The 26781-nt window shown below is 68.7% G+C and carries 27 protein-coding genes; 7 read left to right on the forward strand and 20 right to left on the reverse strand.

What is annotated here, in order from left to right; genetic code table 11:
- Nucleotides 1-97: 97 nt before the first annotated feature.
- Entirely contained in the window at nt 98-508 is a 411-nt protein-coding gene (locus tag BST38_RS00375; protein ID WP_083141250.1) for an Rv3143 family two-component system response regulator, read from the reverse strand.
- A gap of 78 nt (nt 509-586) precedes the next feature.
- Complete coding sequence (locus BST38_RS00380) at nt 587-970, reverse strand: nuclear transport factor 2 family protein (RefSeq protein ID WP_083141251.1); 384 nt, start codon at nt 968-970, stop codon at nt 587-589.
- A gap of 40 nt (nt 971-1010) precedes the next feature.
- On the opposite strand from BST38_RS00380, the gene BST38_RS00385 reads away from it, so the two are divergent.
- A complete protein-coding gene (locus BST38_RS00385; protein WP_083141252.1) occupies nt 1011-1646 on the forward strand; it encodes a class I SAM-dependent methyltransferase in 636 nt (211 codons plus the stop codon).
- Between the two features lie 2 nt (nt 1647-1648).
- Here the strand turns inward: BST38_RS00385 and BST38_RS00390 are convergent, their stop codons facing one another.
- The 12 genes from BST38_RS00390 to BST38_RS00445 all read right to left on the reverse strand — a co-directional run bounded on the left by BST38_RS00390 (nt 1649) and on the right by BST38_RS00445 (nt 12504).
- Entirely contained in the window at nt 1649-2518 is an 870-nt protein-coding gene (locus tag BST38_RS00390) for a Vgb family protein (protein WP_083141253.1), read from the reverse strand.
- Nucleotides 2515-2844 carry a DUF6285 domain-containing protein gene (locus BST38_RS00395; RefSeq protein ID WP_083141254.1) on the reverse strand — a complete coding sequence of 110 codons (330 nt, stop codon included), beginning with the start codon at nt 2842-2844 and terminating at the stop codon, nt 2515-2517. The genes BST38_RS00390 and BST38_RS00395 overlap by 4 nt, the downstream gene beginning before the upstream one ends.
- Nucleotides 2841-3812 (reverse strand): phosphotransferase family protein, encoded by a 972-nt coding sequence (locus BST38_RS00400; protein WP_083141255.1) that lies wholly within the window; start codon nt 3810-3812, stop codon nt 2841-2843. The genes BST38_RS00395 and BST38_RS00400 overlap by 4 nt, the downstream gene beginning before the upstream one ends.
- A 31-nt stretch (nt 3813-3843) precedes the next feature.
- Nucleotides 3844-5079 (reverse strand): acyl-CoA dehydrogenase family protein, encoded by a 1236-nt coding sequence (locus tag BST38_RS00405; RefSeq protein ID WP_083141256.1) that lies wholly within the window; start codon nt 5077-5079, stop codon nt 3844-3846.
- A gap of 18 nt (nt 5080-5097) precedes the next feature.
- Nucleotides 5098-5718 carry a TetR/AcrR family transcriptional regulator gene (locus BST38_RS00410; RefSeq protein ID WP_083141257.1) on the reverse strand — a complete coding sequence of 207 codons (621 nt, stop codon included), beginning with the start codon at nt 5716-5718 and terminating at the stop codon, nt 5098-5100.
- Between the two features lie 6 nt (nt 5719-5724).
- On the reverse strand, nt 5725-6630 hold the full coding sequence (locus BST38_RS00415) for a hydroxymethylglutaryl-CoA lyase (protein ID WP_083141258.1): 906 nt from the start codon (nt 6628-6630) through the stop codon (nt 5725-5727).
- Nucleotides 6627-7829, reverse strand: coding sequence for a CaiB/BaiF CoA transferase family protein (locus tag BST38_RS00420; RefSeq protein WP_083141259.1), 1203 nt, complete (start codon nt 7827-7829; stop codon nt 6627-6629). The genes BST38_RS00415 and BST38_RS00420 overlap by 4 nt, the downstream gene beginning before the upstream one ends.
- On the reverse strand, nt 7826-9004 hold the full coding sequence (locus BST38_RS00425; protein WP_165761538.1) for an alpha/beta hydrolase: 1179 nt from the start codon (nt 9002-9004) through the stop codon (nt 7826-7828). The genes BST38_RS00420 and BST38_RS00425 overlap by 4 nt, the downstream gene beginning before the upstream one ends.
- Nucleotides 9005-9015: 11 nt before the next feature.
- A complete protein-coding gene (locus tag BST38_RS00430) occupies nt 9016-10119 on the reverse strand; it encodes a homogentisate 1,2-dioxygenase (RefSeq protein WP_083141653.1) in 1104 nt (367 codons plus the stop codon).
- 202 nt (nt 10120-10321) lie between these two features.
- Entirely contained in the window at nt 10322-10711 is a 390-nt protein-coding gene (locus BST38_RS00435) for a nitroreductase/quinone reductase family protein (RefSeq protein ID WP_083141261.1), read from the reverse strand.
- 15 nt (nt 10712-10726) lie between these two features.
- A complete protein-coding gene (locus BST38_RS00440) occupies nt 10727-11905 on the reverse strand; it encodes an acyl-CoA dehydrogenase family protein (RefSeq protein ID WP_083141262.1) in 1179 nt (392 codons plus the stop codon).
- Between the two features lie 35 nt (nt 11906-11940).
- On the reverse strand, nt 11941-12504 hold the full coding sequence (locus BST38_RS00445) for a TetR/AcrR family transcriptional regulator (protein ID WP_083141263.1): 564 nt from the start codon (nt 12502-12504) through the stop codon (nt 11941-11943).
- Between the two features lie 369 nt (nt 12505-12873).
- Here BST38_RS00445 and BST38_RS00450 point away from each other — a divergent pair, with 369 nt between their 5' ends.
- Together BST38_RS00450 and BST38_RS00455 are read left to right on the forward strand one after the other, a co-directional pair.
- Nucleotides 12874-13851, forward strand: a complete 978-nt coding sequence (locus tag BST38_RS00450) for an esterase family protein (protein WP_083141264.1) — start codon at nt 12874-12876, stop codon at nt 13849-13851.
- Between the two features lie 102 nt (nt 13852-13953).
- Nucleotides 13954-14952, forward strand: a complete 999-nt coding sequence (locus BST38_RS00455) for an MDR family oxidoreductase (RefSeq protein WP_083141265.1) — start codon at nt 13954-13956, stop codon at nt 14950-14952.
- Here BST38_RS00455 and BST38_RS00460 read toward each other — a convergent pair.
- The 5 genes from BST38_RS00460 to BST38_RS00480 form a co-directional block, all read right to left on the reverse strand.
- The gene (locus tag BST38_RS00460) at nt 14912-17185 is read right to left on the reverse strand and encodes a molybdopterin-dependent oxidoreductase (RefSeq protein WP_083141266.1); all 2274 of its coding nucleotides are present in this window, start codon (nt 17183-17185) and stop codon (nt 14912-14914) included. The genes BST38_RS00455 and BST38_RS00460 overlap by 41 nt on opposite strands.
- A 49-nt stretch (nt 17186-17234) precedes the next feature.
- Nucleotides 17235-18482 (reverse strand): amidohydrolase, encoded by a 1248-nt coding sequence (locus BST38_RS00465; RefSeq protein ID WP_083141267.1) that lies wholly within the window; start codon nt 18480-18482, stop codon nt 17235-17237.
- A gap of 118 nt (nt 18483-18600) precedes the next feature.
- On the reverse strand, nt 18601-19809 hold the full coding sequence (locus tag BST38_RS00470; RefSeq protein ID WP_083141268.1) for an acyl-CoA dehydrogenase family protein: 1209 nt from the start codon (nt 19807-19809) through the stop codon (nt 18601-18603).
- 15 nt (nt 19810-19824) lie between these two features.
- Entirely contained in the window at nt 19825-21207 is a 1383-nt protein-coding gene (locus BST38_RS00475) for an acyl-CoA dehydrogenase family protein (RefSeq protein ID WP_083141269.1), read from the reverse strand.
- 126 nt (nt 21208-21333) lie between these two features.
- Nucleotides 21334-22113, reverse strand: a complete 780-nt coding sequence (locus tag BST38_RS00480; RefSeq protein WP_083141270.1) for an inositol monophosphatase family protein — start codon at nt 22111-22113, stop codon at nt 21334-21336.
- 23 nt (nt 22114-22136) lie between these two features.
- Here BST38_RS00480 and BST38_RS00485 point away from each other — a divergent pair, with 23 nt between their 5' ends.
- Nucleotides 22137-22505, forward strand: a complete 369-nt coding sequence (locus tag BST38_RS00485; protein WP_083141271.1) for a hypothetical protein — start codon at nt 22137-22139, stop codon at nt 22503-22505.
- Nucleotides 22506-22594: 89 nt separating this feature from the next.
- On the opposite strand, the gene BST38_RS00490 is transcribed toward BST38_RS00485, so the two are convergent.
- Entirely contained in the window at nt 22595-23971 is a 1377-nt protein-coding gene (locus BST38_RS00490; RefSeq protein WP_083141272.1) for an FAD-dependent oxidoreductase, read from the reverse strand.
- A 188-nt stretch (nt 23972-24159) separates the two neighbouring features.
- On the opposite strand from BST38_RS00490, the gene prfB reads away from it, so the two are divergent.
- The 3 genes from prfB to BST38_RS29290 are packed head-to-tail and all read left to right on the forward strand — an operon-like array spanning nt 24160 to nt 26776.
- On the forward strand, nt 24160-25269 hold the full coding sequence (prfB, locus tag BST38_RS00495) for a peptide chain release factor 2 (RefSeq protein ID WP_083141273.1): 1110 nt from the start codon (nt 24160-24162) through the stop codon (nt 25267-25269).
- 2 nt (nt 25270-25271) lie between these two features.
- Nucleotides 25272-26246, forward strand: coding sequence for a mechanosensitive ion channel family protein (locus BST38_RS00500; RefSeq protein WP_420872527.1), 975 nt, complete (start codon nt 25272-25274; stop codon nt 26244-26246).
- A complete protein-coding gene (locus BST38_RS29290) occupies nt 26243-26776 on the forward strand; it encodes an Rv3103c family proline-rich protein (protein WP_083141275.1) in 534 nt (177 codons plus the stop codon). Before BST38_RS00500 ends, BST38_RS29290 begins: the two co-directional genes overlap by 4 nt.
- Nucleotides 26777-26781 lie beyond the last annotated feature (5 nt).

Genomic DNA, 26781 nt, shown 5'->3' on the forward strand with positions numbered 1-26781 from the left:
TGGTTAGTATCGCTACTGGCGCCGTCCGGCGATGTCCCGCTGCCTCGGGCATGCCTCAACTGCCAAGCGCGGCAGTCTTTTTCGGATTCGGCAGGCGCTAGGCGCCGGGGCGCAACAGCGACACGACCGCGTCGGCGAGTCGGATCGGGTCGATCGGATGCGGGACGGCGGCCTCGGCGCGTGACCAGCTCGCCAGCCACGCGTCGTCCGGGCGCCCGGTCAGGACCAGGATCGGCGGACAGTCGGCGATCTCATCCTTGAGCTGCTTGGCGATTCCCATCCCGCCCACCGGGGTGGCCTCACCGTCGAGGATCACCAGATCGAACCCGCCCTCGTCCATCCGGCGGATCACCATCGCTCCGGTGGCGACCTCGTCATACGTCAGCTCGGGCAGCTCAGGGTGGATTCTCCGGCCCAGCGCCAACCGCACCTGCTCCCTGGTCCGCGGGTCGTCGCTGTACACCAGGATCCGCAGCGCCGCGCGCGACTCGGGGGACGGCACAGCCATGGGCGCGATGGTAGCGGGGAGCCGTTGATGTGTCCTTCGGTCACCGGAATTTGTTGCGGTGAGGCCGAACTCGGTGGCTTAGCCGGCGGCCAGCAGCGGCTGCATTTCCGCTGGGTCGAAGTACTCGTCGATGCGGGTGATCAGGCCGTCAGCGCCGACCGCGATCACGATGCACACCCGCATCGCGATCGTCTCTCCGCGGCGGGCGCGCGCATGCAGAACGTGTTGCTGGACGAATCCGCCGTCGAAGAACCGCCGGTCCAGCACCTCGTACCTGCGCTCGACGGTGGCCGTGATGAACCAGTCGATGATCTTCACGGCGCGGCGGTGGTCGCTGTCCCGGGAGTCGCCGCTGTGCCACACCGCGACCTCGGGGCTGAACATCCGCGACACCGCATCGATGTCACCGCGGGTGATCGCGTCGAACAGTCGGTCGGCGGCCGCAGTCAGTGCGTCAGGCATCTCTTGACCTCAACTCGGGTTCAGGTTGAACACTGGTTGCATGGATACCACCCCCGCACTGTCGCTGTTCGAGGAGTTCTACAACAACGAGAACGAGAACCCGCCCTGGGTGATCGGCGAACCGCAGCCGGCGATCGTCGAACTGGAGCGCGCCGGGCTCATCTCCGGCCGGGTCCTCGACATCGGCTGCGGTGCCGGCGAGCACACGTTGCTGCTGGCCGCCGCGGGATACGACGTGCTCGGTGTCGACGGTGCGCCGACCGCGGTCGAGCAGGCGCGGCAGAGCGCGGAAGCGCGGGGTGTCGCCGCGCGTTTCGAGGTCGCCGACGCGCTGGCGCTCGGGACGGACACCGCCTACGACACGATCATCGACAGCGCGCTGTTCCACATCTTCGCCGACGACGACCGCGCCCGCTACGTCCGCAGTCTGCACGGCGCCACCCACCCGGGATCGGTCGTGCACCTGCTGGCCCTCTCCGATGCCGGACGCGGCTTCGGCCCGCAGGTCAGCGAGCAGACGATCCGCGACGCATTCGGGCAGGGATGGGACGTCGAGGCCCTGACCACCACCATCTACCGCGGCATCGTCCTCGAAGCGCATGCGCAGTCGATGGGGCTCGACCCCGGGACGGTCGTCGACGAGCCGGCGTGGCTCGCGCGGATCCGGCGGGTCTGAGGTCAGCCGCGGGCCAGCCGGACCACGGCGCCGCTCTCGGCGGCCACCCAGACCGCACCGTCGGCGGCGACGGCGATCCCGTGCGGTTCGGAGACGGCGTCGGGCAGGTCGTACTCGGTGACGGTGCCGTCCCCGGTGATGTGCCCGACCCGGCCGGCCGCCCACTCGGTGAACCAGTAGCCGTCCGGGCCTGCGGCGATGGCGTGCGGTCGGCAGGAGGGGTCCGGTAATCGGTACTCGGTGAGCTTGCCGTCGGTGGCCAGCCGGGCCACCTGTCCGGCGCCGATCTCGACCAGCCAGACCGCGTCGGCCCCGGCGGTGATCCCGACCGGGGCCGACCCTGCCGGCAGCCCGACGATCGTGAGCTCGCCGCCGGAACCGATCCGGGCCACCGCATCGGCCTGGTTCAGCGCGGCCCAGACCGTGCCGTCCGGGCCGCAGGTGAGCGCGGCCGGGAAACAGCCCGACGGCAGCGACACATGGCTGATGCCGCCGCCGCGGTCGAGGCGCCCGATCCGGTCCACGCGGGATTCGGTGAACCACACCGCGCCGTCGGCGCCCACACAGATGCCGTACGGTCCGCTGCCGGAATCCAGGTCGACGGTCCGGATCGCGCCGTCGCCGTCGATCGCGGTGACGCGGTCGTCGCCGGTGCGGGTGAACCAGGCCGTGGCACCGTCGGCGGCCAGCACCGACGGCCGGCAGCCGTCCGATCCGACGGGGTAGTGATCCCGGCTGCCGTCAGGACCCAGCCGCACCACCGCGCCGCTGTGCACCAGCGTCACCCACACCGCGCCGTCGGACGTGGCGGCGATGCCGTACGGGTCGGGCTGCTCGGTGAGGTCGAACGTCGTGGTCGAGATGACGGTCATGGACCGTCGGCATAGCCCGGGTGGTCGATGGCCAAACGGTGACGGACCAGCGTGCGCAGCGACGCCATCACCTCGTCCGGCCGGTCGTCGAGGAGGCCGTCCCGGATCCCCTGGGCCAGCGCGTCCTCGCCGGAGCACCCGAGGCAGGCCAGCGCGTCACGCACCGCGGCCGGGGTGTCGTCGAGCAGTTCCCGTTCGACGATCCGCAACACGTTGGTGGCGACCCGGGCGTGAAACCCGACCTGCCCGCCGACGGTGCGGACGTCGTTGTCCAGGAAATCGGCCACCGCGGCGACAAGCTCCGCGGCTGTGGGTCGTGCACTCATTGCGGTCCCTTCCCGGACAGTAGGTCCAACAGATCCCACTCCGTCTCGCTGACCCGGCGTCCGATGGCGGCGAGTTCGACCGACGGGTTCTCACCCGACAGGTGCCGCTCGGCCTGATACCGGCAGATCACTCCCCACCGCAGCGTCGCCACCGTCAGCCACCACCGGAACGCCGCCCGGTCCAACGGGGTGCCCGAGGCCTGTTCATAGGCTTGCAGGAACGTCTCCACACTGCCGAGACCGCCCGCACCGAGCGCTTCGGGCGCGCCGAACCGCCAGGCCCGGATACAGAACCAGGCCAGATCTTCGTAGACCTCCCCGATGTGGGTCAGCTCCCAGTCCAACACGGATGCCAGTCCGGAATCGTCGACGATCAGATTGCCCATCCGGAAGTCGCCGTGAATCAGCCGCATCGGAGACGGGTCGGGTCGCTGATCGGCCAGCCGGCGGAAGGTCCACTCGAACGTCGGTGTGGTGTCGCCGATTTCGTCGAGGCGGGCCCGCCACTCGGCCAGATCGTCCGGGGTGGTGAGCCCGACCCCGTCGGGATCGGCGCGGTGGATCGCCGCCAGCGCCTCCGCGCACTGCTGCAACAAGCGAGCGCGCCCGGCGTCGTCGAGCCCGCGGAAGATGCGCCGCACGATCGTCTCGCCCGCGATCGCGTCGCAGATCAGATACGGATTACCCACGGCCGCAGGCGAATTGTCGGCCGCCAGGATGTGCGGCACCGGAGCGCCCGCGGCCGCGGCGCGCTGCTGCACCGCGGCTTCGAGCTCCATGCTGGCGTGGATGTCGTCGCGGGCGCCGGTGCGCAGGATCAGCTTGCGCGCACGCCCGTCGCCGGTCGCGGTGAACGCCCAGGTGGTGCGGCTCGCGCCGCCGGTCAACCGCTGCAGATCCTCGACCGAGGTGTCTCCGAGGACCGGGCGCAGCACCTCCTCCAGCGCCGGCGCGAGGTCGGCGCTCACTTGCGCTGCTTTCTGCTCTTCGCGCGAGCGCTCATCGCCCGAACCCGAACAGCCGCTGCGCGACCCTCCTGATCTGGATCTCCTCGGCGCCCTCGGTGATGCGGTACCGGCGGTGGTGCCGGTAGATGTGCTCGAACGGCTCATGCCTGCTGTACCCGACACCGCCGAACACCTGCATCGCGCGGTCGGCCGCCTCACACACCAGCCGGTTGGCGCGGTAGTTGGCCATCGACACCTTGTCCGAAACCTCCATGTGGTGGTTGCGGTCCAGTTCTGACGCCGCGTAACGCACCAGCAGGCGCACCATCTGGGCTTCGGTCTGCAGTTCCACCAGCGGCCACTGCACGGCCTGATGGGTGGCCAGCGGCTTGCCGAACACCTTGCGCTCGTTGGCGTAGGCGACGGCCCGGTCGATGCAGTACTGCGCCGCGCCGAGGCTGCTGGCCGCTTGCCGAATCCTGTTCTCGTGCAGGAACGTCTGGCCCACCTCCAAGCCGCGGTCGATCTCGCCGAGGATGGCCTCGGACGGCACGCGGACGTTCTCCAACACGACCTCGCCGTGGTCGGTGGGCATGTTGAACGTCCACCAGTAGTACGGGACCGTGAATCCGGGCGCGTCGCACGGCACCAGGAACGCGGTGATGCCGCGGGCCTGACCCGCCTCGCCGGAGGTCCGGGCGAACACCAGGTCGTGGGTGGCGCGATGCACACCGGTGTTGAAGCGCTTGGCGCCGTTGATGACCCACTCGTCGCCGTCCTGGACGGCGGTGGTCTCCAGCCAGGTCGCATCCGAGCCGTGGTTGGGTTCGGTCAGCCCGAACGCCATCGAGCGCTTTCCGGTGATCAGCGCGTCGGTCCACTCCCGCTTCTGCTCTTCGGTGCCGAACCGGTCCATCATGATCACCTGCGGGAAGTTGCCGACGATGGATGATTCGTCCTGCAGGTCGTTGTGCAGCCCCAGGCCTTTGGCGGCCAGGTGTTCGCGGATCACCGCCATGTCCAGGTTGGTGCCGTCACGGCCGCCGAACTGCGACGGCAGCCCGTAGCGCAGCCAGCCCGCCGCGTCGGCGCGCCTGCGCATCTCGTCGAGCAGTTCCTCCCACTCGCGCCGCGGGACGCCACCGTTGTCCCAGTCGGTGCGTGCGTGTTCACGCCGGTGGTCGAAGTACTGGATGTTCTCCCGCTCCAGTGGCTTGATCTCCGCCTCGATAAACGCGTCCATCTCGGCGAGCAGGCCCGGCAGGTGGTCGGGCAGGGTGAAATCCACGTGTTCTCCTTTGAACGATCAGTACCCGTACAGCGTTTTCTTCCAGATCCGCGACAATGTCGCAATGGCGTCCTGGTCGGTCATCTGCACCCCGAGGCTCGACGACCCGACGAACACGGTGGTGAAGTTCTCGAACAGCAGCGCGATCGCCGCCGCGGTGTGCTCGGGGTTCAGTTCGGTGCCGAACCCCTGTTCCTGGGCCCGACGCACCGATGCCGCGACGATGTCCATGCCGAACCGGCGGAATTCGTTCTGCACGAGGGCAAATCGTGGCTGGGTGGCGGCCAGCTGCGCCACCGCGATCATGATGCCGATGTTCTGTTTGAACATGGTCCAGTAGCCGGTGACGACCGAGGTGAAGAATGCGTCGTCGTCGGGGGATTCCGGGAGCGGCACGCTCAGGCCGGACGGTGCGACGACCTCGTGCAGGAAGGACTCGGCCAGCGCGGCCAGCAGATCCTCCTTGTCGGTGAAGTACCGGTAGAACACCGCCGGTGATCTCCCCGCCGCCGCGGTGATGTCACCGAGGGTGGTTCCGTGGAATCCACGTTCGGCGAACAGTTTCCGGGCCGCCTGGGCGAGCGCGTCACGGGTTTGACGGCCCTTGGCGCTCAATGTCTCCGACGGTCCCGGTGACACGGTCGGCTACCCCAGGATCCGGTCGCCGGCGCGCAGCAGGGAGCTGGGGAGTTCGTGTCCCACCGCGTGCTGGGCCACCCGCGCCGCCGCGATGGCCGCGTCGAGATCGACGTCGGTATGAATACCGCTGTCGCGCAACAGGTACACCAGGTCCTCGGTGGCGATGTTGCCGCTGGCGCCGGGAGCGAACGGGCATCCGCCGAGCCCGCCGACCGAGGCGTCCAGTCGCGTGACCCCGGCACTGACCGCGGCGTACGCGCTGGCCACCCCGGCGCCGCGGGTGTTGTGGAAGTGAGCCCCCAGCGGTGTGTCACCGATCAGCGGACGCACCGCTGCGATCAGATCGGTCACGCGCCGCGGGGTGGTGGTGCCGATGGTGTCGGCGATCGCGAGCCTGTCGACGCCGGCACCGGTTGCCGCAGTGACGATGTCGACCACACGCTGCGGATCGGTGGGTCCGTCGAACGGGCAGTCCCACGCCGTCGCGATGATGACCTCGACGGTGACGTCGCTGTCGTGGGCGATGGCGACGATCTCCGGGATCAGCGCCGTCGATTCGGCCGAGGACCGGCCGACGTTGGCCCGGCTGTGGCTGTCGGCGGCCGACACGACGTATTCGATCGAATGCAGACCGGCCGCGATCGCGCGCTTCGCCCCGTTCGGGCTGGCGATCAGCGCCGAGAACTCGATGCCGGGAAAGTTGTGCAGTTCTGCGGCGAGTTCGGCGGCGTCGGCGAGAGCGGGCACCTTCGACGGCGACACGAACGCCGTCGCCTCCATCTCGCGGACACCGGTCGCGGCGATGGCGGCGAGCAGATCCAGCTTGGCCGACAACGGGATCGGATCCTCGATCTGCAGTCCGTCGCGCAGTGTGACGTCCCGGATGTCCACGTGGGTCGGCAGTTCGGTCACAGCACACCCTCCGCGCGTAACTGGTCGAGTTCGGCAGCGCTGCGGCCGAGCAGGTCACCGTAGATCTCGTCGTTGTGTTGCCCGGGCCGGGCGGACCCGGCACTGCGGATGGTGCCGGGCGTCTCGGAGAGCACCGGAACCACGCCCGGGCCCTTGACATTGCGGCCGATCCGCTCATCCCAGTGATCGGCGATCATGCCGCGGGCCTGCAGCTGGGGATCCTCGACCACCTCGGCGACGGTGTTGATCGGTCCGCTGATCACCCCCGCCTCGGACAGCGTCGCGATGATGTCGGCGGGCTGGCGCTGCGCCGCCCAGTCGCCGATGATCTTGTCGAGCTCGTCCTGGTTGCGGCCGCGGGCACGATGATCGACGAACCTCTCGTCGGTGGCCAGGTCCGGCTGCCCCATCGCGGCGCACAGTCGGCGGAACACGGTGTCCTGGTTGGCCGCGATCACCACCCAGCTGCCGTCGGCGGTCGGGTAGATGTTCGACGGCGCAATGCCTTCCAGCCGCGTGCCGGACGGGCCGCGCACCACCCCGCCGATGTCGTAGTCGGGAATGGTGGATTCCTGGACCGCGAGGCAGGACTCGGTGAGTGCGGCGTCGACGATCTGCCCCTCACCGGTGACGGTGCGCCGGTACAGCGCCGCGAGAGCTCCCTGGGCGGCGAACATGCCTGCCAGGCTGTCGCCGAGGGAGAGCGCCAGCCGCGGGGGAGGCCCGCCGGGGAAGCCGTTCATGTGCCGAAGTCCGCTGGCGGCCTCGGCGACCGACGCGTAACCGGCCTTGTGCGCCTCCGGCCCGGTCTGGCCGTATCCGGAGACGCGTACCAGGATGATGCCCCGGTTACGTTCGCGCAGAACGTCATACCCGAGGTTCCACTTCTCCAGCGTGCCGGGCCGGAAGTTCTCGACGATGATGTCGCTGCGTTCGACGAGGTCGAGGAACAGTTCGCGGCCCTGGGGCACCCGCAGGTTCAGGGTCACCGCCTTCTTGTTGCGCGCGTGCACGGTCCAGAAGAAGTGGTGGCCGTCGAGTTCGGCCTGCCCCCACGTGCGCAGCGGATCGGGGGCGCCCGGCGGTTCGATCTTGACGACCTCGGCCCCCATGTCGCCGAGTAGGCGGCCGGCGAACGGGCCCGAGATCAGCGTGCCGACCTCGATGACCCGGATTCCGTCGAGCGGACCGGTGGTCACAACGCACCCGCGAAGTCGTGGCGCTGCAGCCAGTCGGTCACGATGCCGACCGCTTTCCGCAGCTTGTCGCGCTGATCCGGCCCCGCGTAGTAGTGGTTCGCCCCGGCGATCTCGTGCATCTCCTTATCTTCGTACCCGATGGCTTCGAAGATACGGCGGGTGTGGCTCGGCGTGCACGCATCATCGGCGAGGTTGCCGATCACCAGCGCGGGGATCGCGATGTCCGGTCCGGCCTTGACGGCGTCACCGTTGGCGTCGTCGTAGCTCCACTGCGACAGCCAGCTGCGCAGCGTGCAGAACCGGGCGAGCCCGACCGGGCTCATGTTCACGACCTGCGGGTCGCCCAGGTAGCACGTGCCCGGGGTGCGTTCGTTCGGATCGACGGTCGGATCGAGCCAGCGCGGGTCGGCCATGGTGCCGTGCACGACGAACGCGAACTCGTCCTCGGGGCGTCCCGCGGCCTTCAGCTCGGCCAGTTTGTCCTTGACCCACTTGGTGATCCGCCGGTTCCGGGCGATCTGCGCCTGGTGGTAGCGCTCCAGGAACTCCGGCGTGTACGGGGGCTGATTCGGATTGTCCGGGTTGTACAGATCCAGTTCCGGGTCGCGTTTGGTCGGGTCGGACTCGTCGAGGATCGACGCGTCCATCCACTCGGTCATCGTCCCGTGTCTGCTGATGTGGGCGGCGAGCAGCATGATGCCGTCGGCCGGGATCAGACCCAGCTTGGTCAGGTCGGGGCCGTCGCCGGACGGGCTGGCCGTGACCGTCGGCTTCTGGGCCTGCTGTTGGTAGAACACCGACAGTGAGCCGCCGCCGCTCCATCCGGCGAGGACGACCTTCTGATAGCCGAGGCGGTTCTTCGCGTCCTTGATGCACTCGCCGAGATCCTCGACGACCTTCTCCATCAGCAGCGCCGAGTCGGTGCCGCGGAAGCGGCTGTTGCAGTAGATGACGTGGTGGCCGGCGCGGGCCAGCGCATTGATCATCGGCAGGTACGCGCCGCCGCCGATCGGGTGCATGAACACCAGCACGGTGTCGGACTGCACCGTCTTGGGTTTGAGAAGATAGCTCTCCAGCACGACCAGCTCGGCGACGCCGCCGTAGACATCGCGGACCGACGAGTTGTTCTGGTAGGCAACGAGATACGGGATGCGGTCGTATTCGTGCTTGGTCACCTCGGTACCCACTAGTGCTGCCCCAGATCGTTGGCCAGAATTTCGGGAGACGGGATGAGCCGCTTGCGGGTGTCGACGGCGATCACCGACCAGTCCACCCGGTCGTAGTCGTCGAACTTGCGCCGTGCCCGCTCGCGCGCCTTCTCGGGTGCGCCGTGGTGCACGCCCTGGGGGGCATGGGAGACGAGCCCGGGGGGCATCGGGATTCCGTAGAGCGAGCCGCCGTGGAAGAACGCGATCTCGTCGAAGTCCACGTTGCGGTGATACCACGGCGTGCGTTCGGTGCCCGGGACCGATTCGGCGGGCTTGGGCAGGAAGTTCATGATGTACACGCCGGTGGCCTGCATGAACAGGTGCACGGTCGGGGGCAGGTGCACGCTGTCCGAGGTGATCACCGTGTAGTCGTCGATGTTGAACGTGAACGGGAAGTTGTCGCCGCGCCAGCCTTCCACGTCGAGCGGATGGTGCTGGTAGAACAGGCTCGTCGGGCCCCCGTCGTGGATCAACCGGACCTCGTACTCACCGTCGACCTGCGGACCCACGCCGTCGTCGATGGGCTGTGGCTCCGGGATGACGGCCTGCGCCGGGTCAAACGGGAAATGCCGGCCCAGGGTGCCCGGCGGCGGGACCCGAAATTCGTCGGTGGCCTGGACCATCAGCAGCGTGGTCTCGTCGGACGGGATTTGCCGCCAGGTGCAGGCCTTCGGGATGTAGATCCAGTCGCCCTGGCGGTAGTCCAGCGGACCGAGTTCGGTTTCCAGCGAACCGGATCCGCGATGTACGAACGACAGCAGGTCGCCGTCGACGTAGCGGACGAAGAACGGCATCTCCTCGCTGCGCCGCGACAGCAACACCTGGCAGTCGTCGTTCGAGAACATCAACAGCGGACCGCCGTGCGCATCGGTGGCGTCGCTGGGCTTGAGTTCAGAGCTCAGCACGTCGGTGGGGCGCAGCGGCCCGACGGCGCGGAAGGCCGTCGGATCATTGCGCCGGTACATGTTCGCGGTGCGTCCGACGAAACCGCCCCGGCCCAGCTCGTCGTCCTTGAGGCCGTCAAGGTCGGCGTGAATCCGCTTCGGGGTCTTGCCTTTTCGCAGATGGACGAAAGACTCCACTGTCATCTCCTCGGTCAGAAGTGAAACTGACATTACTTTTAGTTCTGAGGGTGGTCAATGGTCTGTCGACGGTTCGGGGACGGGCATGCTCGGACAGCCCACGGGAAGCCCGAGTGCACGCTTTCTGCGCAGATTCGGGCGGCGAAAACGCGTCAGAAAGCGTGCACTCGGGGCTGGCCGGGGCTGGCCGGGGTGTTGCGGCTCAGTCGATCAGATCGACCCGGATCGTCAGCAGGTTCGTGCCGAAGGTGCGCACGCCGACATTGTTGTACCGCGGCAGCATCCGCATCCGCGCCTGGGCATCGTCGTCGGGCAGCAGGTGCGCGACACCTCGATGCCAGCGGCCGTGCAACCGCAGCCGGACATTCGGATCGGCCATGATGTTGCGGACGTACTGAGACTTGTCGCCGAACTCGGACACGAACCAGAACTCGTCACCGACGCGGCGTCCGCCCAGGGGAGTGGTGCGTGGTTGACCGGACTTCCGTCCCGTCGTCTCCAGCAGCGTTTGAAACGGCATCTGACGCGCGACCCGGTTCGCGATGTTCTTCTGGAAGAACTTCGTGATGCGGTCGCGTGCGGTGTCGGCCATCGTCGTCCTTCCGGTTCACACCATGGCGGTGCGGGGAATCTTCGCCCCTATTGTCAGCGCCCCGGCAAGTTCCCGTCCGGTGTCGTAGTCGAAGACGACGTGCCCGACGATCACGTCGACGTCGCGCTTGAGCCGCTGCAGCGGATTGTCGAGGAAGTGGGCGCTGGCCCCCGAAGCACCGAGGAGGTCGCCGATCACCGCGCGCGATTCGTGCACGATGTGCGCCGCGGCCAGGCGCGCGCGGGCGCGCACCGGACGCTCGACCGGATCGCCGGCGGCGATGATGCCCTCGATCTCCCCGACCGTGTCGGCGAGCAGACCGCTCAGCGCGCGCAGCCGCACCGACGCGCCGCCCAGGTGGATGGACGCGGCCGGCTTGTCCTTCTGCATCACGCCCTCGTATGCGAGGAACCGCTGCGACAACCGTTCGGTGAAGATCTCGGTGGCGCGTTCGGCAGCTCCGAGCGCGGGCATCGCGGCCAGCAGTGCGAGGGCGGGAACCATGGGCCAGCGGTAGGTGTCCGCATCGTGGAGCGCCGAACCGGGCGCGGTGCCGGTATAGATGTCGGCGACCTCGACCAGTCGGTGCGCCGGGACGAACGCATCCTCGATGACGACGTCGTTGGAACCGGTGGCCCGCATCCCGTCGGTGTGCCAGACGTCCTCGACACGCACGTCGCCGATCGGCAGCAGCGCCAGCAGCGGGTAGATCGAACTCGGATCGCCCGGCGTGCGCTCACCGAGCGCCCCGACCATGATCCAGTTGCCGTGCATGACGCCGGTGGCCCAGGACCAGCGCCCCGTCAGCCGGATCCCGCCGTCGCAGTTCACGCCGTGTCCGGTCGGGGCCAGCGGGGCGGGGGACAGGAACGGCCGGTTCGCGAAGCCCTCGGACTGTGCCTGTTCGCTGAACAGCGCGAGCATCCAGTTGTGAAGGATGTAGAAGCCCAGCGTCCAGGCGCTCGAGGGGCATCCGTGGGCCATCTGTCGCACCGGATCGAGCAGGGCCGGGAACGGCGCCTGCTGGCCGCCGTAGCGGCTCGGCACGAGCAGATCGAACAACCCGGCTGCCGTCGCGTCGGCGAGGGTGTCCTCCGGAAGCCGGCGCAGATGTTCGGCTTCGGCGGCCCGCTCGGCCAGGCGCCGGACGAACTCGGGGGTGACGGAGGACGGCGATGTCGAGGTCACGGTCATGGCCGGAAATTACCATACCTTTTGGTATGGAACGGTCAGTGCGCGAGCATCAGATCGAGAAATCGCTCCCGCTGGGCTGTCAACCGTTCGTCGGGTGGGCCGTCGGAGAGGTGCAGAAAGCCGATGCCCGCAGCGAAGGTCGCATTGGCGCGGACGTCGGCGCCGTCCTCGTCGAACCCGGCGGCCAGGAACGCCTCGCGCACCGCGCGCAACACCAGCAGATCGGCCGCGTGCACGCTTCCGGCCACCGCCGGATCGGTGCGCGCCCATTCGCGCATTGCACGTTCCAGCGTCCATTGTTTTTCCCCGAGCAAAGACGACATCATTCGCGCCAATCGCTCCCGTGGCGGCAAATGATCCAACTCGCCGAAATCGCGGCGATCCCGATCGCGAAGTTCACCCCAGGCCTGCACCAGCGCGGCGCGATAAGCGGCCATATCGCGGAAATGCCAGTAGAAGCTGCCTTTCGTCACCGCCAGTCGGGCGCACAGTCGGTCGAGCTTGAGGGCCTCCAGACCGTCGTCGGCCAGGATCGCGTAACCAGCCTGAATCCAGTCGTCGACCGAGAGCCGACCTGCGCTCGCGCGCCCCTTCGCCATTGGCGGAGCCTACTGAACCGGCGGCGGACGTGACCGCCGTCACCGCGTCCGGCGAGCCCCCGGACCAGGCACGAACGCCCCGTTCTTTCACCAGATCGCGGCGTTGTTCGTCGGGATCGTCAAATTACATTTTCGCCAGGAAAACGCACTTTCCGGCGTGGCCGGGCTTTCTCAGGGCGTGGTCGCGTGCTTTACTGCAACCGCTACAACTGAAGTTTCTCGGGCCCCTCCGTACCTATATGACAGATTCGGAGTGGTGAGACAGCGCGGTGAAGACATCGCTGTGATGTCGTGGCGTGGATGTCGCCCCGGGGAACTCGCAGGGACAAGCCGCGCCAGGCGGTGCCGGAAGATGGATGGATTGACGGTATGAGACTTCTTGACAGGATTCGCGGGCCTTGGGCGCGCCGACTCGGCATCGCCACCTTCGCCGCGGTGCTGCTGCCAGGTCTGGTCGGCCTCACCGGAGGAACGGTCACCGCCGGAGCATTCTCGCGGCCGGGCCTGCCGGTCGAGTACCTGATGGTCCCGTCCCCGTCGATGGGACGCGACATCAAGGTGCAGTTCCAGAGCGGCGGCCCCAACTCGCCGGCGCTGTATCTGCTCGACGGCCTGCGCGCGCAGGACGACTTCAACGGCTGGGACATCAACACCCAGGCCTTCGAGTGGTACCTCGACTCCGGCATCTCTGTGGTCATGCCGGTCGGCGGCCAGTCCAGCTTCTACTCGAACTGGTACAAGCCCGCCTGCGGCAAGAACGGCTGCCTCACCTACAACTGGGAGACCTTCCTGACCCAGGAGCTGCCCGGATGGCTGGCGGCCAACCGTGAGGTCCGCTCCACCAACAACGCCGCCGTCGGCCTGTCGATGGCCGGTGGCTCCGCACTCGTGCTCGCCGCGCACCACCCCGGCCAGTTCACCTACGCCGGTTCGATGTCGGGCTTCCTGAACCCGTCCGAAGGCTGGTGGCCCGGCCTGATCAACATCTCCATGGGTGACGCCGGCGGCTACAAGGCCAACGACATGTGGGGTCCGGCCGAGACCGATCCGGCCTGGCAGTACAACGACCCGATGGTGCAGATCCCGAACCTGGTCGCCAACAACAGCCGGATCTGGGTCTACTGCGGTAACGGCACGCCCAACGAGCTCGGTGGCGGCGACCTGCCCGCGACCTTCCTCGAAGGCCTGACGATCCGCACCAACCGGACCTTCCAGGACAACTACATCGCGGCCGGTGGCCGTAACGGTGTGTTCAACTTCCCCAACAACGGGACGCACAACTGGGCGTACTGGGGCCGGGAGCTGCAGGCCATGAAGCCTGACCTGCAGGCGCACCTCCTCGGCTGACACAGCTGAACCAACGAAGCCCCCGGCCGGATCGGTCGGGGGCTTTGTTGTGTGCTGTTCAGGCGGCCACCGCGGGCGCTTCGAATCGCTACTGTGGCCGTCATGACGCAATTCAACGCGATGGTCGCCCACGAGGACGCCGAGGGCGGCATCGTGCTGCGCCCCGAAGTCCTCGACGAATCCGCGCTGCCCGACGGTGACGTCGAGATCCACGTCGAGTACTCCAGCGTGAACTACAAAGACGCGCTGGCGGTCACCCCGAAGGGCGGCGTGGCACGGTCGTATCCGCTGATTCCCGGGATCGACGTGGCCGGCACGGTGACGGCGAGCTCGTCACCGGACTTCGCGGTCGGCGACCGTGTCGTCGCGCACGGGCAGGACATCGGCACCGGCCGGCACGGCGGATACGCGCAGACCGCCCGATATCCGGCGGACTATCTCGTCAAGCTCTCGACACTGAGCACGGCCGACGCCGCCGCGATCGGCACGGCCGGATTCACCGCGGCGATGAGCGTCAACGCGCTGCGGACCCACGGTGTCACCCCGTCGGATGGCCCGGTGCTGGTGACGGGAGCCACCGGCGGCGTCGGCTCCATCAGCGTGGACCTGCTCACCGCGCTGGGCTACGAGGTCGTCGCGTCCACCGGCAAGTCGCAGGAGCATGACCTGCTCCGTGAGCTCGGTGCCGCCGAGGTGATCGACCGGGTGCCCGATCCCGAGGACAAGCTGCGCCCGCTCGGTAAGGCGCACTGGGCCGGTGTCGTGGACTGCGTCGGCGGCAAGACCCTCGCCTATGCGCTGAGCACGCTGAAATACGGTGGCGTCGCGGCGATTTCCGGACTGGCCGGTTCGCCGGACCTGCCGACGACCGTCCTGCCGTTCATCCTGCGCGGTGTCACCCTGGCCGGCATCGACTCGGTCCTGCTGCCGATCGGGCCGCGCCGGGAGATCTGGGCGCAGATCGAAACCGAGCTGCTGCCCAAGCATCTGGCGCGGATCACCCGGGACGTGTCGGTGCGCGAGGTCGACGAGGTGCTGGGCACGATCCTCGGCGGCGGGGTCACCGGCCGGACCCGGGTGGTTGTGCACGACGGCTTCTGAGGCGGCACGGGACACCGTTGACCACCTGGGTGTTGCTCGGAACATCGATCAACTCGGCGGGATTGAGCAGGTTGGCGTTCACCCCGGGGTGGGCGTTGGCGACGTCGAGCCGAGTGCCGTCGACGCCGTGCCCCCATCCGTGCGGTAGGGAGACGACACCGGGCATCATCTCGTCGCTCACCTCGGCCGTGACGACGAGCGACCCCTCACTGGTGCTGACCTCCACCGGTTGGCCGTCGGCGATGTCCAGACGGTCGGCGTCGCCGGGATGGATCAGCAACGTGCACCGGTCCTTTCCCCGCATCAGCGTCGATACGTTGTGCAGCCAGGAGTTGTTGGACCGCAGGTGGCGGCGGCTGGTCAACACCAGATCGTCGTTGCCACGGTCGATCCGGGCTGCCAGCCGCGGGATGTCGGCGGCCAGCAGAGGGTGCATCAACTCGATGCGTCCCGACGGCGTGGTCAGCGTCTCGGCGAGCCGACCCGGTTCGAGTTCACCGAGGCGCAGCCCGTCGGGGTGACGGCGCACGCCTTCGAGTGTCAGCCCGTCAGGCTTGGCGCCGAGATCGTCACCCCATGGGCCGACCCGGATGCCGAGATCGATCAATCGTTCGGGCCCAACGCCTTTCAGTGACCCGAACACCTCGGCGGGGTCGCGGCCGGACAACGGGGTGTCGGCGGCCTGGCACGCGGTGTAGACGATGCCCTGGGTGTACAGGTCGTCCATCGCGGCGACGTCCACGTCGGGGGCCGGGGTGCCGAGCATCGCACCGGCCAGGCGCAGCATGAGCTCCCACTCGGCGGGCCGATCCGGTGCTGGGGGCAACACCGGATCCGACCACTTCACGCACGACGCAATGGAATACATCCAATACAGGTCGTCACAGTGCGGGCGCTCCAACGGGGACAGGCCCGGCAGGATCACGTGGGCGTGCCGGGTCGTCTCGTTGAGCCAATTGTCCACGGAGATCATCGCGTCCAGCCCGCCGAGGGCGGCGTCGAGGCGGCCGGCGCCGGGGGCGGAGATCACCGGGTTGCCCGCGACGGTGATCAGGCCACGGATCTGCCCGTCGCCGGGGGTGTCGATCTCCTCGGCCAGAATGCTGATCGGGAACTGGCCCAACACTTCAGGCGCCTGGCGCACCCGGCTGCGGAACCGGCCGAACCGCCAGCCGGGCCCGTCCTGGTCCGGCGGTTTCATGAACATCGGCGACCACACCGCGGCCTTCGGGAACAACGCGCCGCCGGGGGCGTCCACGCTGCCCAGCGCCACGTTGAGGACGAAGACCAGCCAGGTGGCCAGCGTGCCGAACTCCTGTGTGCACGCGCCGATCCGGCTGTACACCACGGGACGCTCGGCCGCGGACAGCTCCGCCGCCAGCCGCCGGATCGTCGGCGCCGGAATGCCGGTGGTCTCGGCGACACGCTCGGGGGAGAACTGCTTCGCGAACGCGATCACATCGTCGAGACCGTCGACCATGCCCCGCAGGTGTGGTGGTCGGCGGATGCCACCGTGCTCGGCCAGAGTGTGCAGGATGGCGAACAACAGCAGCGCGTCGGTGCCGGGGCGCACCGGAACCCATTCCGAGGCGCGCCGCGCGGTCTGGGTCCGGCGCGGGTCGACGACGACCACGCGGCCGCCGCGCGCACCGATCGCGGCCAGGCGTCCCATGATGTCGGGTGCCGAGAGCATCGACCCTTGCGACGCAGAAGGATTGGCGCCCAGCATCATCAGGTGATCGGTGCGGTCGAGGTCGGGGATCGGGGAGTTCCACATCCCGCCGAACAGCAGCGCGCTGACCACGTTCAGCGGCCACTGGTCGACGGTGCCCGGCGTGTAGTACGCCGGCATCCCGGCGGCCCCGGCCATGCCGATCAGCGCGCCGACATAGGTCTCCAATGCGAGGTTGTGCGCGACCGGGTTGCCGAGGTACACCGTGACCGCACGGGCACCGTGTCGGTCGAGGACAGGCCGAAGCACCCGCTCGGTCTCGGCGAAAGCGTCGTCCCACGACACCGGCACGTGCTCGCCGGAGGCGGTGCGCACCAGCGGCTGCCGGAGCCGGTTGGGGTCGTGATGGATCTGCTGCAGGGACGCGCCTTTGGGGCACAGGTGCCCGCGTGACCACACGTCGTCGGGGTTGCCGCGGACGGACGTCGCGATGCCGTCCGCGACCGTGACCCGCAGGCCGCACATCGCCTCACACAGGGGGCAGGTGATGCGATGCTCCACGAGCGCACCGTAACAAGCGCTGCCCGGGTTCTCTGCCGATTCGGCTCAGTCAGCCCGCCGCGGGCAACCAGGTCCGCGCCGCGGTCACCAGCGCCCCGACCCCGACCGGCAGTGTCTTCGGCAGGTCCGGCGCGTACTTCGGTGAGTGGTTCGACGGCACGCTGAGCAACGCCGGGTCGCTCAGGTCGCCGGTGGTGAACAGGGCCGGGTCGGCGCCGCCGAGGAGCCAGAACGACAGCGGCGCACCGGAACTGGTGGCCAGTATGCCGACGTCCTCGCTGCCCGCGCCCGCACCGGGATCCATGATGTTGTCCCTGCCCAGCCACAGCGCGAATGCGTCGAGAGTCCGGCGCAGCGCCTCGGGGCTGTTGGTGACGACCGGGAAGCGTTCGGTCGGTGTGATTTCGGGGTCCTCGGGTGCCCCGGCGGCGGCCGCTTCGGCGCGCACGATGCGGTGCACGGCGTCGAGGATGCGCTGGCGCACCGCGGCGTCGTAGCTGCGGATGTTGAGCTGGATCTCGGCATGCCCGGGAATCACGTTGGCGGCGTCGCCCGCGTGGATCGACCCGACCGTGAGCACGGCGACCGCGGTGCTGGGGACCTCCCGGGAGATCACCGTCTGCAGGCGCATCACCGCCGCCGACGCCATCACGACCGGGTCCACCGAGGCCTCGGGCATCGAGCCGTGCGCGCCGCGCCCGATGAACCGCACCCGCAACGAGTCCGACGCCGCATACGCCGGACCCGGGTGGCCGGCGATCTTGCCGGCCGGAAGCGGAGCGACGTGCTGGCCCAGGATCACGTCAGGCCGTCCGAACCGGTCGAACAATCCGTCGTCGACCATCGCCTGGGCGCCGGCACCCAGCTCCTCGGCGGGCTGGAACACCAGCACGGCGGTGCCCGACCAGCGCGACCGGTCGGCGGCGAGAGCCGTCGCGGCGCCGAGAAGGCACACGGTGTGCATGTCGTGGCCGCACGCGTGTGCCACCGGGACCGTCGCACCGTCGGCGGTGGTGGCCGTGGCGGTGCTGGCGTAGTCGAGGCCGGTCTGCTCCCTCAGCGGCAGCGCGTCCATGTCAGCCCGCAACAGCGCCGTGGGGCCGTCGCCGTTCTTGAGCACACCCACCACACCGGTGCCACCGACACCGGTGGTCACCTCGGCGCCGGCGGCCCGCAGCCGATCGGCCACGATCGACGCGGTCCGGTGCTCCTGGAATCCGAGTTCGGGATGCCGGTGCAGATCCTTGTACAGATCGGTCAGCGCGGGATCGATGGCGAGTTCGCCGGGTCCGGCCATGGTGCCCCCTCGACCACGTCTGAGGCGGGCGGGCGGTCATTCGTCCAGCGGCACCGCATCACACGTCGGTGTCCGGCGATCCTCCCACATCGGTGCGGGCGACGGGCCGTTGCCGGGGCTATTTCAGTTCGGCCGAGGACAGCCCCAGCAGTCGGCGCGCGACGACGAGCTGCTGGATCTGCTGGGTGCCCTCGAAGATGTCGAGGATCTTCGAGTCACGTGCCCACTTCTCCAGCAGCGTCTGCTCCGAATACCCGGTGGTTCCGGCCATTTCGACGGCCTTCAACGTGATGTCGCTGCCGACCCGCGCGGCCTTGGCCTTGCCCATCGACGCTTCCTTGGAGTTCGGGATCCGGTTGTCGGCCTGCCACGCGGAGCGCACGGTCAGCAGGTAACCCGCCTCCCAGTCGGCTTCCATCCGGAGGAACTCGGCCGCGGCGGCGCTCTGGGCGTGCGCGGGCTTGTCGTAGTCGATCTCGATGCCGGCGTCGGTGAGGATCTTGCGGAGCTCTTCCAGCGCGGCCCGGGCCACGCCGACGGCCATCGCGGCGACCACCGGGCGGGTCGCGTCGAAGGTCTCCATGACCCCGGCGAAGCCCTTCTCCACCTCGATGTCCGGGCTGCCCAGCAGGTTGTCCTTCGGGATGCGCGCGTTGTCGAACCGGATCACCGCGGTGTCGGAGGCCTTGATGCCGAGCTTGTGCTCGAGGCGCTCGACGGTGACGCCGGGATGTTCCCGCGGGACGATGAACGACTTGATCGCCGCGCGTCCCTTGGACTTGTCGAGCGTCGCCCACACCACGATGTGGCTCGCGCGCGAGCCTGCGGTCACGAAGATCTTCTCGCCGTTGATGACGTACTCGTCGCCGTCGAGGGTCGCGGTGGTCGACACCGCCGCCGAGTCGGAGCCGAAGCTCGGCTCGGTGATGGCCATCGCCGCCCACACCTTGCCGAGTCGCTCGAGCTGTTCCTCGGTGGCGACCCCGGAGATCGCCGCGTTGCCCAGCCCCTGATACGGCACCGACAACAGCAGGGCGACGTCACCCCAGCTGACCTCGAGTGCGTTGAGCAACGCCGACATGTTGGCGCCGTTGACGTTCTCTTTCGGGCCGTCCCCGGCCCGGAACGCGTCGGTGCCGGCGAACGAGATCGTCTTGGCGTCCGTGATGCCCTCGAACAGCGCGGCCAGCGTGTCGAGTTCGACGGGGTAGGCGTGCTCGGCGAGGTCGTACTTGCGCGAGATCGGCCGCAGCATCTCGGCGGCACCCTGGTGGCCCTTCTCGATGACCGCCTGCAGCTTCTTCGGCATTTCCAAGTTGATAGCCATGTCCGAAAGACCTTCCTAGAGAACGACGACACCCTCGGCGACGCCGATGGCCCGCAGATCGCGGTACCAGCGCTCGACCGGGTGTTCCTTGGTGTAGCCGTGGCCGCCGAGCAGCTGCACGCCGTCGAGACCGATCTGCATGCCCTTGTCGGTGCCCAGCTTCTTGGCCAGCGCGGCCTCGCGCGCGAACGACAGCCCCTGCTCGGCGCGGGCGGCGCCGCGCCAGGTGATCAAGCGCAGGCCGTCGAGTTCGATGGCCATGTTGGCCGCCATGAACGCCACCGACTGCCGGTGCGCGATGGGTTCGCCGAACGCGGTGCGCTCCTTGATGTACGGGATGACGTAGTCGAGCATCGCGTGCGAGGTGCCCACCGCCAGCGCGGCCCAGCCGAGCCGGGACAGCGCGATGGCCTCCGAATAGTTCTGGGCGTGCTCGGCGTCGGAGACGTCCTCGCCGAGCCGTGCGCTCAGCGGGACGGTGACGTTGTGGAATTCGACCTTGCCCAGCGCGGCCGCGCGGATGCCCATGCTGGGATCCGCGGTGATCGTCACGCCCGAGGTCGACGCTTCGACGACGAACAGCGTGGGCCTGCCGTTGAGTTGCGCGCCGACGATGAACATCTCGGCATCGGCGGCCGCGGGCACCAGCGACTTCACGCCGTCGAGGCGGTACCCGCTGGGGGTGCGGACCGCGGTCGTCTTGAGCATCGTCGGATCGAACAGCGGATGCGGTTCGGCGATCGCGACGCTGGCCTGCGGGACGTGTTCGCCGGCGAACTCGCCGAGATAGGTCGCCTGCTGGTCGGCGCTGCCCCAGTGGGTCAGCGCAGACGCGACGCCGGCGGGCGCGAGGATCGGCAGCGCGAGCCCCATATCGCCGTACGCCAGCGCCTCGGCGACGAGTGCGTTGGTCACGGTGGCGCGATGCTCGGCGATGCCGTCGAAATCCTCGGGAACGTTGATCGCGGTGATGCCGAGTTCGGCGGCCTTCGTGATGAGATCCGCCGGATAGGTCGCCGCGGCGTCGGCGTCGTGGGCGGCGGGCCGCAGCACCTCCTCGGCGAACTCGCTGACCGTCTCGACGATCATCTTCTGGTCGTCGTCGGGGGTCAGGTCGAAGTAGTCCGCGCCGCTCGACTTGAGCCGGACCGGGGCCTTGCCGAGGCCCTGGACCCGCTTGAACTGACGAGTCGCGGCCCCGGCCGCGGAGAACGCGTGCTTGACGCCGTACTTGATCCCGCGGTTGAGCGGATCGCGCAGGTTGTGCTTGTCCAGAAACTCCTGCCCGACGAGCGGGGTGAGCAGCGCGATCCCGATGTCGACGGCGGTACGACGATGTTTGTGGAGGCCGACGGCGCTCTCGCGGTCGGTCCGTTTGGACGGACTGGTGTTCGTCATTGTCAACGGCCCTCGTGTGAGTCGGTGATGCGCGATCGCGCAACTGACTCCAGAGTAAGGTAACCGAACTGACTGATGAGTAAGGTAGCCGGTTCTGTTACCGAACTCACAGGTCGGGGGCGGCAGTCAGTCGGCCAGCGCGGCCAGCACGGCGTCGTGCAGCAGTCCGTTGGTGGCCACCGCGCTTCCGCCGTGCGGGCCCACGTTGTTCGACAGGTCCGTGAACCGGCCGCCGGCCTCGCGAACCAGGATGTCGAGCGGCGCGAGGTCCCAGAGCTTCACCTCCGGCTCCACGGCCACGTCCACCGCGCCTTCGGCGACCAGACAGTAGGACCAGAAGTCGCCGTAGCCCCGGACCCGCCACACCGCGTCGAGCAACTCCACGAACCGAGGCCGCTTGTCGTCCCAGCCGGTCGTCAGATCCGAGTACGACAGGCTTGCCGAGTCCAGATCGCTGACACCGGACACCGAGATCTGCCGCGTGCTGGTCCCGAACGATGTGAACGCGCCCTGCCCGTCTCCGGCCCACCAGCGCCGGCCGAGCGCCGGTGCGCTGACCACGCCGACCACCGGGACACCGTCGTCGAGCAGCGCGATCAACGTCGACCACACCGGCACGCCGCGGACGAAGTTCTTGGTGCCGTCGATCGGATCGAGGACCCATTGCCTGCCGGTGAACTCCTTGGTGCCGCCGAACTCCTCGCCGAAGACCGAGTCCTTGGGACGGTGTTCGGACAGCTGCGCACGCAGCAGCTTCTCGGTGTCCAGATCGGCGTCGGTGGCCGGGGTCAGATCCGGTTTCGTCTCCACCCGAAGGTCGACAGCGCCGAAGCGGTTCATGGTCAACACGTCGGCCTGATCGGCCAGTCGGAGCGCGAGGGCGACGTCGTCGGCGATGGTGCTCATAAGCGCATGCCTACCATGGCCGTGTGTTCGAACTCGCGATGATCCTGCTGCTCGTCGGCGCGCTGGTGCTCCTGGCGCGGCCGCTGCTGCGACGAGGACGGGGAGCCGGCGCCGACTGGGCACCCGGCACCCTGCTGGTCACCGGGGTCAGCCCGCGTCCCGACGGGGTCAGCGGCGAGCAGTTCGTCACCATCACCGGCGTGATCAACGGACCGACCGTCAACGAGTACACCGTCTACGCGCGGCTCGCCGTCGACGTGAACGCCTGGCCGACGATGGGTCAGCTCATCGACGTGATGTACAACCCGCGCAACCCGGAGAAGTGGGCCTTCGGCGCACGTCCCGAGCCGATGCCGCCGGCCGATCCGCCGCCGCCCCCGCCGTACAGCTGACTCCTCACGGGCTCGTTCCTCGCCCGCTCGTCGTCAGCCGTGTTGAATGGGCCGACTCCTCACGGGCTCGTTCCTCGCCCGCTTCGTCGTCAGCCGTGCCCGATCCGGAGCAGGTCCGCCACGCTCGTCAACTTCACCCGCGGCCGGCCCGATCCCTGACCGCTGGTGCGTTCGTGCGCGTCGATCAGCTTCCAGTGCTCGGTCGTCACCAGCTTGGGCTGGCGTTCCAGTAGCCAGCGCTCCACCTGCTCCAGATGGTTGTCACCGAACTCGGCGACCTCGCCGGCGCTGAGATCCGCCAGCAGCGTCTCGACCGTGTCCGCCGAGTCTTTCTTGTTGCTGCCGATCACGCCGGTGGGTCCGCGTTTGATCCAGCCCACGACGTACTCGTTGCGGCTGCCTTCGACCCGGCCGTCGGTGTGCGGGATCGTCCCGGAGCGCTCGTCGAACGGCAGCCCGGGCGTCGGCAGGCCGCGGTAGCCGACGGCGCGCACCACCAGCTGCGCGGGCACCTCCTCGCGCTCGCCGGTGTCCTTGGCGCTGACCCGGCCGTCGGCGTCCTGGACCAACTCGTTGCGGCCCAGCACGATCGATTCGACCTTGCCGTCGCCCTTGATCTCGATCGGCGAGGTGCAGAACCGGAACACGATCCGCCGGCGCGCGCCCTTGGGGGTGGTCTCGGCGTACCCCCGCAACACCTTGATGTTGTTGCGGACCGTCTTGCCCGCCGCCTCGAGATCCTCCTCGGTGATGTCGGCGAAGTCCGCCGGGTCGACGATCACGTCGACGTCGCCGAGGGCCTCCAAGTCGCCGAGTTCACGCAGTTCAAGGGTGGTGAACGGGGCCTGCAGCGGCCCGCGCCTGCCGATGAGCAGCACTTCCTCCACGCCGCGGGACCGCAGCGACTCCAGCGCATGGTCGGCGATATCGGTCTCGCCGAGGATGTCCGGATCGCTGACCAGGATGCGCGCCACATCGATGGCGACGTTGCCGTTGCCGACCACCACCGCGCGGCCGCCGGAGACATCCGGCGACATCTCCTCGAAGTGCGGATGCGCGTTGTACCACCCGACGAAGTCGACGGCGGCCACGCTGCCCGGCAGATCCTCGCCCGGGATGCCGAGCGCGCGATCGGACTGCGCGCCGATCGCGTAGACCACCGCGTCGTAGCGCTCGGCCAGTTCGTCCGGGTGCACATGGTCTCCGACGACGAGGTTGCCGAAGAACCGGAATCGCGGGTCGAGCGCGATCTTGTCGAACTGGGCGCTGATGGATTTGATCTTCGGGTGATCGGGGGCGACGCCGGAGCGCACCAGCCCCCATGGGGTGGGCAGCATCTCCAGCATGTCGACGCGCACGTCGCGGTTCTCGCCGGAGGCACCGTGTTTCAACAATGAGGCGGCGGCGAAGAACCCGGAGGGTCCCGAGCCGACGATGGCCACGTAGTACGGCCGCAATTCGGGCATGCACACGCTTTCTGTCGCTGCCCGGGCGCGCGCAGAGGGGCTGTCGCGACGCGGCCGGGCGAGGGTCCAAACCCGACTGTAGAACGCCAAGATCGACCTCGACGGGATTCTGGGACGGCGGGTGCGAAATGTCCAGGTCCGGGCATCGACAGCCAGCAGCGTCGCCGGAGTGAGTAACCTGTTCTCCCGTGGATCCCGACCGCCAAGCTGACATCGCCGCCCTCGACACGACGCTCACCACTGTGGAGCGCGTCGTTGACGTCGACGGCCTCCGCGGTCGCATCAAACAGCTCGAAAGCGACGCCTCCGACCCCAACCTGTGGGACGACCAGGCGCGCGCCCAGAAAGTGACCAGCGACCTGTCGCACGCCCAGAACGAGCTGCGCCGTATCGAGGGTCTGCGCGGCCGGCTCAACGACCTGCCGGTGCTCTACGAACTCGCCGCCGAAGAGGGCGGGCCCGAAGAAGTCGCCGAGGCCGACGCCGAACTGGCCAAGCTGCGCGAGGACATCGAGGCCATGGAGGTCCGCACCCTGCTGTCGGGCGAGTACGACGAGCGCGAGGCGCTGGTCAACATCCGCTCCGGCGCCGGGGGCGTGGACGCCGCGGACTGGGCCGAGATGCTGATGCGGATGTACATCCGCTGGGCCGAACAGCACGACTACCCGGTGGAGGTCTACGACACCTCCTACGCCGAAGAAGCCGGCATCAAGAGCGCCACCTTCGCGGTGCACGCCCCGTTCGCCTACGGCACCCTGTCGGTCGAGCAGGGCACCCACCGGCTGGTGCGGATCAGCCCGTTCGACAACCAGGGCCGGCGCCAAACCTCGTTCGCCGAGGTCGAGGTGCTTCCGGTCACCGAGACCACCGACCACATCGACATCCCCGAAGGTGACGTTCGCGTCGACGTCTACCGGTCCAGCGGCCCGGGCGGGCAGTCGGTGAACACCACCGACTCGGCGGTGCGGCTGACCCACATCCCGACCGGGATCGTCGTCACCTGCCAGAACGAGAAGAGCCAGCTGCAGAACAAGGTCTCCGCGATGCGCGTGCTGCAGGCAAAGCTGCTGGAACGCAAGCGGTTGGAGGAGCGTGCCGAAATGGACGCGCTCAAGAGTGACGGCGGCAGTTCCTGGGGTAACCAGATGCGGTCCTACGTCCTGCACCCCTATCAGATGGTCAAGGATCTGCGCACCGAGTACGAGGTCGGAAACCCAGCCGCCGTGCTGGACGGCGACATCGACGGGTTCCTGGAGGCAGGGATCAGGTGGCGCAACCAGAAAGCTGACGACGAATAACCTTGAACACCACCGTGCTCGCATTCGACCTGGCTTCGCGCTGGCACGGCTTCTGGCGCGGTGACATCGGGGTCTGGATCCTCGACCGCGGTGTCCGGATCGCGCTGCTGCTGATCGGCGGCCTGCTCGCGGCCCGGTTCATCAACTGGGCGGCCCAGCGCGTCACGCGCCGCATCGACGCCGAATACCAGGAGAGCGACCAGCTGGTGCGCTCCGAGAGCGCCAAGCATCGGCAGGCCGTCGCCTCGGTGATCTCGTGGCTGGCGGTCGCGCTGCTGTTCGTGATGGTCGCGGTGCAGATCACCGACATCCTCGCGATACCCATCGGTTCCCTGGTCGCCCCGGCCGCCGTCATCGGCGCCGCGCTCGGTTTCGGTGCGCAACGCCTCGTCCAGGACCTGCTGTCGGGGTTCTTCATCATCACCGAGAAGCAGTACGGGTTCGGTGACCTCGTCGCGCTCACCGTCTCCGGGATCGCGCTGCCCGCCGAGGGCACCGTCGAGGACGTCACGTTGCGGGTGACCAAGCTGCGCTCGTCGGAGGGCGAGATGTTCACCATCCCCAACGGCCAGATCGTCAAGACGGTCAACCTATCCAAGGACTGGGCCCGCGCCGTCATCGACATCCCGGTGCCGACCTCGGCGGACCTCAACGCGGTCAACGACGTGCTGCACGAAGTCGCGAGCAACGCCATCGACGACCCGCAGCTGAAGGACCTGCTGCTCGACCCGCCACAGCTGATGGGCGTGGAGAGCATCGAGCTCGACACCGTGAACCTGCGGATGGTGGCCCGCACGCTGCCGGGCAAGCAGTTCGAGGTGGGCCGCCGGATGCGGGTGCTGGTGGTCCGCGCGCTGCGCGTCGCCGGCATCGTCGCCCCGGGGGAGCTCGCGCCGCCGGTGGTGGCCGCGATTCCGCATCCCGCCAGGGCCGCCGAGCACGAACCCAAGGGCGAGCGGGCGGAGACCGACGCGTGAGGTTCTCGTTCAAGAGGGTCGCCGAGGACCGCGGGTGGCCGAACTATCTCTTCGGCGGACGGATGCGGACCTCCACGGCGGGACTGATCGTGGTGTTCGTCGCACTTTTCTGGGTGAACCAGAACTATCAGCCCGAGCCGCAGGCGCCGGCCGTCGACCCCGCACAGCAGGTGGTGCCCCCGGGATTCGTGCCCGACCCCAACTACACCTGGGTGCCGCGCACCAACGTCCAGACCCGTGTGCCGGAGTACACGACGACCACCCCGCCCACCACGACGACCACGACCACCACGACGACACCCCCGCCGACCACGACTCCGACGACGACGTCACCGTCGGACACGACGACCGAGGACACCCCGGGACCGCTGATCCCGTTCGGCCCGTCCACGACCGTCATCGACCCCGACGGGTTCGGGCCGCAGCCGCCGCAGACCTTCACCCAGGCGCCGGCGGCACCGACGCCGACGACCGTCGCGCCGCCGGGCGAGGTTCCGCCGCCGACGACGCCGACGCCACCGGCGCCCTAGTGCCG

The sequence above is a fragment of the Mycolicibacterium parafortuitum genome (genome assembly GCF_002086815.1).
Taxonomy (GTDB): Bacteria; Actinomycetota; Actinomycetes; order Mycobacteriales; family Mycobacteriaceae; genus Mycobacterium; species Mycobacterium parafortuitum.

What these genes read in the sequence shown, in the direction of transcription:
- BST38_RS00375 (WP_083141250.1), bottom strand. Translation starts at nt 508, where the DNA reads ATGGCTGTGCCGTCCCCCGAGTCGCGCGCGGCGCTGCGGATCCTGGTG.
- BST38_RS00380 (WP_083141251.1), bottom strand. Translation starts at nt 970, where the DNA reads ATGCCTGACGCACTGACTGCGGCCGCCGACCGACTGTTCGACGCGATC.
- BST38_RS00385 (WP_083141252.1), top strand. Translation starts at nt 1,011, where the DNA reads ATGGATACCACCCCCGCACTGTCGCTGTTCGAGGAGTTCTACAACAAC.
- BST38_RS00390 (WP_083141253.1), bottom strand. Translation starts at nt 2,518, where the DNA reads ATGACCGTCATCTCGACCACGACGTTCGACCTCACCGAGCAGCCCGAC.
- BST38_RS00395 (WP_083141254.1), bottom strand. Translation starts at nt 2,844, where the DNA reads ATGAGTGCACGACCCACAGCCGCGGAGCTTGTCGCCGCGGTGGCCGAT.
- BST38_RS00435 (WP_083141261.1), bottom strand. Translation starts at nt 10,711, where the DNA reads ATGGCCGACACCGCACGCGACCGCATCACGAAGTTCTTCCAGAAGAAC.
- BST38_RS00440 (WP_083141262.1), bottom strand. Translation starts at nt 11,905, where the DNA reads ATGACCGTGACCTCGACATCGCCGTCCTCCGTCACCCCCGAGTTCGTC.
- BST38_RS00445 (WP_083141263.1), bottom strand. Translation starts at nt 12,504, where the DNA reads ATGGCGAAGGGGCGCGCGAGCGCAGGTCGGCTCTCGGTCGACGACTGG.
- BST38_RS00450 (WP_083141264.1), top strand. Translation starts at nt 12,874, where the DNA reads ATGAGACTTCTTGACAGGATTCGCGGGCCTTGGGCGCGCCGACTCGGC.
- BST38_RS00455 (WP_083141265.1), top strand. Translation starts at nt 13,954, where the DNA reads ATGACGCAATTCAACGCGATGGTCGCCCACGAGGACGCCGAGGGCGGC.
- BST38_RS00465 (WP_083141267.1), bottom strand. Translation starts at nt 18,482, where the DNA reads ATGGCCGGACCCGGCGAACTCGCCATCGATCCCGCGCTGACCGATCTG.
- BST38_RS00470 (WP_083141268.1), bottom strand. Translation starts at nt 19,809, where the DNA reads ATGGCTATCAACTTGGAAATGCCGAAGAAGCTGCAGGCGGTCATCGAG.
- BST38_RS00475 (WP_083141269.1), bottom strand. Translation starts at nt 21,207, where the DNA reads ATGACGAACACCAGTCCGTCCAAACGGACCGACCGCGAGAGCGCCGTC.
- BST38_RS00480 (WP_083141270.1), bottom strand. Translation starts at nt 22,113, where the DNA reads ATGAGCACCATCGCCGACGACGTCGCCCTCGCGCTCCGACTGGCCGAT.
- BST38_RS00490 (WP_083141272.1), bottom strand. Translation starts at nt 23,971, where the DNA reads ATGCCCGAATTGCGGCCGTACTACGTGGCCATCGTCGGCTCGGGACCC.